This is a genomic window from Kocuria sp. (genome assembly GCF_030536815.1).
Classification (GTDB): domain Bacteria; phylum Actinomycetota; class Actinomycetes; order Actinomycetales; family Micrococcaceae; genus Kocuria; species Kocuria gwangalliensis.
Window position 1 is genome coordinate 1 of sequence record NZ_JAUNPE010000296.1, and the last position, 1,925, is coordinate 1,925.

At 65.1% G+C, this 1,925-nt stretch carries 2 protein-coding genes; one reads left to right on the top strand and one right to left on the bottom strand.

Features of this window, described 5'->3' with window-relative positions:
- On the bottom strand, window positions 1–1,009 hold a 1,009-nt coding region (locus Q4E95_RS13320), incomplete at its 3' end, for an AMP-binding protein (RefSeq protein ID WP_303383759.1).
- Between the two features lie 150 nt (window positions 1,010–1,159).
- Between Q4E95_RS13320 and Q4E95_RS13325 the strand changes: the two genes are divergently transcribed.
- The gene (locus Q4E95_RS13325) at window positions 1,160–1,783 is read left to right on the top strand and encodes a thymidine kinase (protein ID WP_303383760.1); all 624 of its coding nucleotides are present in this window, start codon (window positions 1,160–1,162) and stop codon (window positions 1,781–1,783) included.
- Window positions 1,784–1,925 lie beyond the last annotated feature (142 nt).

Sequence of the window (1,925 nt, forward strand, 5' to 3'; positions counted from 1 at the left end):
CCATCTGGTCCATCAGGGCAACCGCGCCGAAGCGCGAGTAGTTGTAGAGGAACACCGTGGCACCCGCAATGAATGGGGCGAAGAAGTTCGACCACGCGTGCTTGCCCCACCCCGGGGAAGCCACATTCAGGTGCACGTCCCCGGGTTCCAGGCCGATCCAGTACATGGTGGACAGATGACCCACGGGGTAGGTGATGTTCGTGTGCTCCACGAGTTTGGGCAGGGATGTGGTGCCGGAGGTGAAATACAGCAGCAGGGGGTCATCGGCGGGGGAGGGCTCCAGCACCTCGAAGGTACCCGGGCCGGAATACGAGTCCGCGAAATGGATCACCGGGTGCTCACCCACGCTCGAGGAGCGCCCGGGGCGCGAAGCGGCGGCGTCGTCGGCCGGGGTGGTGTCTGCCTGCGAAGAGGGCGGGGCGGCCGGATTGCTCGGCAGCACCGAGGGTGGAACGGGCGTGCGGTGATCGGGCTGGTCATCGACCTCGATGATCGTGAAGTCCCCGGCGACCTCGGCGAATTTCTGGGCGTTGGTGTGGGAGCTGACCACCCAGGTGACGTTGCCTCGTTCCACGCGATCACGCAGGTCAGCGGGGCCGAGCATGACGGTCGTGGGGATCATGGGCGCGCCCAGCTTGGTGCACGCGAGCATGGTTTCCCACAGTTCCACCTGGTTACCCAGCATCAGGAGTACACGGTCACCGCGCTGCACACCCTGCTCGCGCAACCACGTGGCCAGCTGGGAGGACCGTGCGGAGAGGTCGCGGTAGGTGCGGCGGGTTTCGGTGCCGTCCTCCTCGACGATCACGAGGGCCTCGCGGTCGGCTTCCTCGCCGTGGCCGAGGGCGTCGAACCAGTCGAGGGCAAAATTGAAGTGCGTGAACCGGGGCCACTCGAACTCGCGGTGCGCGGCGTCAAGATCCGTGCGCAACCGCAGCAACTGATCCCTCGCCGCACGGAACTGCTCCGTGACGGACTGGCTGGACTCGGGTGAGGTGGGAAGAGTCATGACGTCCTTGCTTGGCTGTCCGGCGCGAACCGCGGGCCCGTTCACCGGACCCTCGCGGTCATCAGTGACCTTAACGTACTGCACCGGGCACGGGTGGACGGTTTGGTGACCGAGTTTTGACGGCCCCGACTGTCGATAGACTGTCCCACCGTGGCCAAGCTCTACTTCCGCTACGGCGCGATGAACTCCGGAAAATCCACGGGTCTGCTGCAGGCGGCCTACAACTACGAAGAACGCGGTCAGCGGGTGCTGCTCGCCAAACCCCAGGTGGACACCAAGGGCGAGGATCAGATCCTGTCCCGCTTAGGTGTCACGCGCACGGTGGACTTCCTGATCCCCCACGGTGCGAGCGTGCTCGAGCTCTTCCAGCGCTACGCAACCGGCGACGATCCCGACGCACTCCTCGAACATGTGGATGCCCAGCCCGTCGCGTGCCTGCTGATCGACGAGGCGCAATTCCTCGATCCCGACCAGGTTGATGACCTGCTGCGCATTGCCGTGCTCCACAACGTTCCGGTGATGGCCTACGGCATTCGCACCGACTTCCGCACCCAGGCCTTCCCGGGTTCGGCGCGCCTCATGGAGCTCGCTCATTCCCTGGAGGAGCTCAAGACCATTTGCCGCTGCGGCCGCAAGGCGGTGTTCAACACCCGCAAGGTGGGGGAGCAGTTCGTGTTCGAGGGCGACCAAGTGGCCATCGACGGCGTCGAGGTCACCTACGAATCGCTGTGCGGGCAGTGCTACCTCACCGAATCCGGTGGCCGCCTAGGGTGACGAGCGGCATCGCCCTTGGTCGTTTCCAATCCCTCACAGACACGTAAGCTGGACGCCATGAGCACCAATTTCTCTCCCGTGGATCTTGACACCGCTCGCGAGCGACTGCGCGACCTCATCAAGGGCCTGGCCGTAGTGCGCG